Annotated in this window: 5 protein-coding genes; 3 read left to right on the top strand and 2 right to left on the bottom strand. The window is 67.8% G+C overall.

The window, feature by feature from the left end; genetic code table 11:
* On the bottom strand, positions 1-581 hold a 581-nt coding region (locus tag RN02_RS28170), incomplete at its 3' end, for a serine dehydratase beta chain (protein ID WP_043318516.1).
* A 167-nt stretch (positions 582-748) separates the two neighbouring features.
* Here RN02_RS28170 and RN02_RS28165 point away from each other — a divergent pair.
* The 3 genes from RN02_RS28165 (at position 749) to fusA (ending at position 5,706) form a co-directional block, all read left to right on the top strand.
* Positions 749-1,408, top strand: coding sequence for a hypothetical protein (locus RN02_RS28165; protein WP_043318514.1), 660 nt, complete (start codon positions 749-751; stop codon positions 1,406-1,408).
* A 422-nt stretch (positions 1,409-1,830) separates the two neighbouring features.
* Positions 1,831-2,880: a threonine aldolase family protein gene (locus RN02_RS28160; RefSeq protein ID WP_043318512.1), complete on the top strand. Its 1,050-nt coding sequence runs from the start codon at positions 1,831-1,833 to the stop codon at positions 2,878-2,880.
* Positions 2,881-3,657: 777 nt separating this feature from the next.
* On the top strand, positions 3,658-5,706 hold the full coding sequence (gene fusA / locus RN02_RS28155) for an elongation factor G (RefSeq protein WP_043318510.1): 2,049 nt from the start codon (positions 3,658-3,660) through the stop codon (positions 5,704-5,706).
* Positions 5,707-5,960: 254 nt separating this feature from the next.
* Here fusA and RN02_RS28150 read toward each other — a convergent pair whose 3' ends face one another.
* Positions 5,961-6,599, bottom strand: a complete 639-nt coding sequence (locus RN02_RS28150; RefSeq protein WP_043318508.1) for a hypothetical protein — start codon at positions 6,597-6,599, stop codon at positions 5,961-5,963.
* Positions 6,600-6,684 lie beyond the last annotated feature (85 nt).

Genomic DNA, 6,684 nt, shown 5'->3' with positions numbered 1-6,684 from the left:
ATCAGCTGGGACACGCGCAGGTTGTGGCGGCGGCACAGCTGCAGCAGCTCGGCGGCGCTGTTGAAGTCGTAGGGCAGGCGGGTGGCGTCCTGGTCGAGGGAGCCGGTGGCGGCCTGCTCGGCATCGACGACGAAGCCGCCGCCGATGGAGTAATAGGTGTCGGCGTACAGCTCGGCGTCACCCTCGTAGGCGACCAGGCTCATGGCATTGGGGTGGTAGGGCAGGTTTTCCTCCAGCAGGCGCATGTCGCGGACCCAGTCGAAGGCAATGCGCCGCTCGCCGGCCAGGAGCAGTTCGCCGCTGGCTAGCAGCTCGGCCATGCGCGGGGCGATCTGGCTGGGGTCGATGCGGTCGGGCCACTCGCCCATCAGGCCCATGATCACGGCGCGGTCGGTGCCGTGGCCGACGCCGGTGGCGGAGAGCGAGCCGTAGAGCTTCACTTCGACGCGGTCGACGCGGGGCAGCAACTGGCGCTCGCGTAGGGCGCCGACGAACAGGGCGGCGGCGCGCATGGGGCCGACGGTATGCGAGCTGGAAGGGCCGATACCGATCTTGAACAGGTCGAACACACTGATGGCCATGCCGGGGCTCCTCGAATGGCGATGCCGCTGCCGCCGATTCTCGGCTGCCTGGCCGGGGAAAAGCTGTCCGCTCCCGACCTGAAAATGCACCTGGCTGCCACCGGGCCACTGCTGCGCGCCGCGCCGCCCGCGGCTAGAATGCCGCCACTGTCAAACCCGAGGACGCCATGAAACGCTCCCTGATCCTGCTCAGCGCCCTGATGCTCGGCGCGACCCTCCACGGCTGCGGCGGTGGCGACGACAAGGCCAAGGCCGAGAAGGCCGCGGCCGCCGCGGTGCCGGCCGACAGCTGCACCGGCCACCCGCTGGAAAGGGCCCTGCCGCCGAGCAAGGAAATGTACGGCTACCCGTTCATCTCCCGCGAATGCGGCTACAACGACGCCAAGCTGGTGTACGGCACCGCCGACGGCAGCCGCCACCTGGAGATCAGCCTGATCGACACCGGCATGCCGGCGCCGGCCCAGGATGCCAATAGCGAGCAGGCCATCGCCTACCGTGGTGCGCAGGACAAGCTGCGCGACATGACGCATTCCAGCCTGACGCTGCTGAACAAGACTCGCGAGACCGCGATCAAGAATGGCACCGCCGACAAGTTTGGTGGCGACGACTATCTGCCGGTGATCGACACCACCCGCATGGGGGATCCCCTGGGCGTAGTCGCCCCGGCCAAGGGCGAGGCGGGTGAGTCCAGCCTGACCGGGCTGATCAAGGGGCGCTACGTGCTGACTCTGAGCAGCCCGGACAAGCCCAATGGCGGTAGCACCCAGTCCATGCGGCAGTTGTTCGTGCCGATCGTCGAGCAGATGAAGCTGACGGCGTTGCCCTGATCGACTGCCTGGGCTCCCGGCCACGCCGGAGGCCCAGGTGGCACGAATGGCCCCATTCGCGAGCCGTCGTAGGATGGCGTTGAGCGAAGCGATACCCATCACCGCGACCGCATGGGTTTCGCCAAGGCTCAACCCATCCTACGAAAAGCACCTCGGCGCAGCCGGCAAGACAGTCGCTTGCGCGGGCGTAGGAGCGGACTTTGTCCGCGATTGGATTCCCCCAGCCACGCCGAACAGCCCCCACCGTAGGATGGCGTTGAGCGAAGCGATACCCATCACCGCGACCGCATGGGTTTCGCCAAGGCTCAACCCATCCTACGAAAAGCACCCCGGCGTAGCCGGCAAGACAGTTGCTCCTACAAAAGCTGCGATTTCGCTACGCTGCCTGTGGATGACTTTCTATCTTCCCGAGGCAGCTTTCGATGTTCGACATTTCCCAGCAATTCGCCAGCGACAACTATTCCGGCATCTGCCCGGAAGCCTGGGCCGCCATGGCCGAGGCCAACCGCGGCCATGAGCGCGCCTACGGCGACGACCAGTGGACGGCGCGTGCCTCCGACCACTTCCGCGAGCTGTTCGAGACCGATTGCGAGGTGTTCTTCGCCTTCAACGGTACCGCCGCCAACTCCCTGGCCCTGGCCGCCCTGTGCCAGAGCTACCACAGCGTGATCTGCGCCGAGACCGCCCACGTCGAGACCGACGAGTGCGGCGCCCCGGAGTTCTTCTCCAACGGCTCCAAGCTGCTGCTGGCGCGCACCGACGAGCAGGGCAAGCTGACCCCCGCGGCTATTCGCGAAATCGCCCTGAAGCGCCAGGACATCCACTATCCCAAGCCGCGGGTGGTGACCCTCACCCAGGCCACCGAGGTCGGCACCGTCTACCGCCCGGACGAGCTGGGCGCGCTGAGCGCCACCTGCCGCGAGCTGGGCCTGCACCTGCACATGGACGGTGCGCGCTTCTCCAACGCCTGCGCCTTCCTCGGCGCCACCCCGGCAGAGCTGACCTGGAAGGCCGGCGTCGAGGTGCTGTGCTTCGGCGGCACCAAGAACGGCATGGCGGTGGGCGAGGCCATCCTGTTCTTCGACCGCGAACTGGCCGAAGGCTTCGACTACCGCTGCAAGCAGGCCGGCCAGCTGGCCTCGAAGATGCGCTTCCTCGCCGCGCCCTGGGTCGGCGTGCTGCAGGACGACGCCTGGCTGCACTACGCCAACCACGCCAACCAGTGCGCGCGCCTGCTGGCGCAGCGGGTGGCCGACGTGCCGGGCGTGCAGCTGATGTTCCCGGTGGAGGCCAACGGGGTGTTCCTGCAGATGTCCGAACCGGCCCTGGAAGCCCTGCGCCAGCGCGGCTGGCGCTTCTACACCTTCATCGGCGCCGGCGGCGCGCGCTTCATGTGCTCCTGGGACACCGAGCTGGAGCGTGTCGAGGCCCTGGCGCAGGACATTCGCCAGGTGATGGGCGCCGCCGCCTGAGTTGTCCACCGAATCTGTCGAAAACCCTGTGCGCAGCCTGTGGCCGGGCTGTGCGCAGGCGGCTGGCGGGCGCATGGCCGCTGGGCCGGGCCAGGGCGCTCGGGGTTTGTCCGGCGGGCTGGATTCTGCCCCCGGAATCTGTTGGCCGTGCTGTGGATAAAGTGTGAATGAATACCTTCGCGCCAGGCCTGGCGTGGCCTGCGCGCGGCTGTACGTTTTTTGACCTGATTTTTCCTGCATGCCTTGATTTTCAAGCACTTGCCTTGACCCATCGCTAGCCGCCGAGTTGCCCACAATGGCTGTGGAGCGAGGCGCGGGAAAGCTGTGGAAAAGCTGTCGGTGAATGGCTGCACGAGCGAAACGGCGAGGGCTGCCGGGCATTGCCGGTTTTTTCGCCAATGGCCCTGTCCGAGGGGGCCGCGGAAAAAACCGGCGGCCAATCGTCGCGGGCGGTCCACGGCTTCTGTTGACCGGCTTGTGACAACGCTGTGGATAAACTGCCGCTGGACAGGCGTTCCGGGGCTTGCGCAGCACTGCCCAATAAACCGCCAGCGTTGCGCTGAAGGGCCCGTGGCGCAAGGCCTTCCGACATCCCCGACGAGTTTCCCGAACTGTCCACAACGGCTGTGGAGGCGACCTTCAGCAAGCTGTGGAAAAGCTGTGCTGAAACGGCTGTGGCAGGCATGCCAGCTGGGCTCGTGGCGGCTGGCTGTTTTTTGCCCAGAGAGTCCCGAGGTGCTACCTATACTTGCCGTTACCCTGCCTGGGAGGTGCCCCATGTCGAACTACTCGGTCGAACAGATCCGCACGGTCGCCCTGGTCGGCCATGGCGACAGCGGCAAGACCCTGCTCGCCGAAGCCCTGCTGCAGCGCAGCGGCGCCATTCCCGCGATGGGTTCGCTGGAACGCGGCGACACCCTGTGCGACGCCGACCCGCTGGAGCGCGACTACCACCATTCGCTGTCCGCCGCGCTGGCGCACTTCGAGCACGAGGGCGCGCACGTCCAGCTCATCGATACCCCCGGCCTGCCCGACTTCATCGGCCACGCGCTGCCGGCCCTGGCGGCGGTGGAGACCGCGCTGGTGGTGGTCAACGCGCAGAACGGCATCGAGCTGAACACCCACCGCATGATGGACTGGGCCGCCGAGCGCGGGCTGTGCCGGATGCTGGTGGTGAACAAGATCGACGCCGAGCGCGTCGACCTGCCGACGCTGCTGGCCGACCTGCGCGAAGCCTTCGGCAAGGAAGTGCTGCCGCTGAACCTGCCGGCCGGCGGTGCGACTCGGGTGGCCGACTGCTTCTTCGCGCCCGCCGGCGAGGCGGACTTCTCCTCGGTGGAGGAGGCGCACCAGGCGCTGGTCGACCAGGTCGTGGAGGTCGACGAGGAGCTGATGGCGCGCTACCTGGAGCAGGGCTCGATCCAGCCGGAGGAACTCCACGAACCCTTCGAGCGGGCCCTGCGCGAAGGCCACCTGATTCCCCTGTGCTTCGTCTCGGCGCGCACCGGCGCCGGCGTCGACGAGCTGCTGGCGACGCTGGCGCGGCTGGCGCCCAACCCCGCCGAAGGCAACCCGCCGCTGTTCGAGCGGCTGGACGAGCAGGGCGGCGCCAGGCCCTTTCGCTCGCAGCCGGACCCTGAAGCCCACGTGCTGGCCCATGTGTTCAAGGTGGTGATCGACCCCTTCGTCGGCCGCCTGGCGGTGTTCCGCGTGCACCAGGGCACCGTGCGCCGCGACATGCAGCTGTTCGCCGGGGACGGCCGCAAGCCGTTCAAGGTCGGCCACCTGCTGCGCCTGCAGGGCAAGCGCCACGAGGAGGTGCCGCAACTGATCCCCGGCGATTTCGGTGCGTTGACCAAGGTCGAGGAGCTGGAGTTCGACGTAGTCCTGCATGACTCCCACGACGAGGACCACATCCGCCTGGCGCCGCTGGACTTCCCCACGCCCATGCAGGGCCTGGCCATCGAGGCCGGCCGCCGCGGCGACGAGCAGCGCCTGGCCGAAGTGATGCAGCGCCTGCTGGCCGAGGACCCCTGCGTGCGCCTGGACTACAACGCCTCCACCCAGGAAACCGTGCTGCGCGGCATGGGCGAGCTACACCTGCGCTACCTGCTGGAGCGCCTGACCGGCAGCTACAAGCTGGAAGTGAACACCCGAGCGCCCAGCGTGCCCTACCGCGAGACGGCCACACGCCCGGCCGAGGGCCATTGCCGGCACAAGAAGCAGACCGGCGGCGCCGGCCAGTTCGGCGAGGTGTTCCTGCGCGTGGAGCCGCTGCCGCGCGGGGCCGGTTTCGAGTTCGTCGACGCCATCAAGGGTGGGGTGATCCCGGGGCAGTTCATCCCCTCGGTGGAGAAGGGCGTGCGCGCGGCGCTGGCCGCCGGGCCCCTGGCCGGCTTCCCGGTGGAGGATGTGAAGGTCACGGTGTTCGACGGCAAGAGCCACTCGGTGGACTCCAAGGACATCGCCTTCCAGGCCGCCGGGCGCAAGGCCATGCTCGACGCCCTGCGCAACGCCGGGGGGCTGGTGCTGGAGCCGGTGGTGAACATCGCGGTGACGGCGCCGGAGGCGCGCCTGGGCGACATCACCGCCGACCTCACCGGCCGCCGCGGCCAGGTGCTGGGCACCGAGCCGCTGTCGGCCCGCGCCACCCTGGTGCGCGGCCAGGTGCCGCTGGCGGAACTGGAGGGCTACGCCAACCGGCTGAAGGCGATCACCGCCGGGCAGGGCTTCTTCACCCTGGAGGCCAGCCACTACAACCCCGTGCCGCAGGACGTGCAGCAGCGCCTGGCCAGTGGGTACAAGGCGGTGCAGGAAGAAGACTGAGGAGGCCGGGTCCTGTCTTGCCGGCAGCGCCGGAGCGCTCTTACGAGAAGCCGTGTCCGCCCGGCGTGGCAGGAGCAACTGTCTTGCGCCGAGGTGCTCTTCGTAGGATGGATTGAGCTTGTGAAACCCATGCGGTTGCGCTGATGGGTATCGCTTCGCTCAACGCCATCCTACGAAAAGCCGTGCTTCCTGGAATCGTAGGAGATTTATCCGCGATGCCCTGTGCGTGGGCTCGGCCTATCGCTCCAGGCGCATCAATTCAGATGCAGTTCCACCCCGAAGCGCCGCGACAGGCACGGCCACTGCTTCCAGGCGGTGACCGTCTGCGGGTCGCTCAGGCGGGCGCGGTAGGCTTGCGCCGCCGGGCTGGCGAATACGCTGTCGTCGAGCATCGAGTCCACCGCGTGGTGCACGGCCTCGTCCAGCTGGTTGGCGAAGGGCTCGCCGATCAACTGGTGCGCCACCAGGTTGGCCACGGTGGTGTCCAGCGGGATCAGCGGCTGGCCGAAGTGGGCGATGTAGCGGTCGTTCACTTCCTCCACCAGGCGGTGCGCCAGGTAGGCCTCGTCGAGCAGCGCGTCCAGGCCGTCGTGGCCGGCCAGCAGGTCCGGCGGGGTCAGGAAGAAGTGCTCGGCGACCTTCAGCACCGGCTTGATCCTTTCCTCTATACCGGCGTTGCGCGCCACGCTGGTGGCGGCTTCGAGGAACTCGGGGACCTGCTCGATATAGGCATGGACGAAGCGGGTGAGCACCTGGACGGCATCGTCGCCGCTCAGGTTGATGCTCGGGTGCAGGCCCGCCATCTGGCTGTGGATGAGCCGCGCCAGGTGCCCGTTGCGCGCCTCGAGCTGGTGGGCCTGCTGAATCAGTTCGCGCAGTGCTGCGATATTCATGACAACTCCAAGACAACTCGATTTGGAAAGTGAAGAAAGACCTTAGCCGGGCGGGTCGGCGAGCTAAGACGCGATCGTCATAATC

The organism is Pseudomonas sp. PI1 (genome assembly GCF_000812405.1).
Taxonomy (GTDB): domain Bacteria; phylum Pseudomonadota; class Gammaproteobacteria; order Pseudomonadales; family Pseudomonadaceae; genus Pseudomonas; species Pseudomonas citronellolis.
This window is presented reverse-complemented; position numbering and strand designations above follow the sequence as displayed.

Bases quoted from the DNA above. Each gene is read 5' to 3' on its own strand.
- RN02_RS28165 (WP_043318514.1), top strand. From the start codon at position 749: ATGAAACGCTCCCTGATCCTGCTCAGCGCCCTGATGCTCGGCGCGACC.
- fusA (WP_043318510.1), top strand. From the start codon at position 3,658: ATGTCGAACTACTCGGTCGAACAGATCCGCACGGTCGCCCTGGTCGGC.
- RN02_RS28150 (WP_043318508.1), bottom strand. From the start codon at position 6,599: ATGAATATCGCAGCACTGCGCGAACTGATTCAGCAGGCCCACCAGCTC.
- RN02_RS28160 (WP_043318512.1), top strand. From the start codon at position 1,831: ATGTTCGACATTTCCCAGCAATTCGCCAGCGACAACTATTCCGGCATC.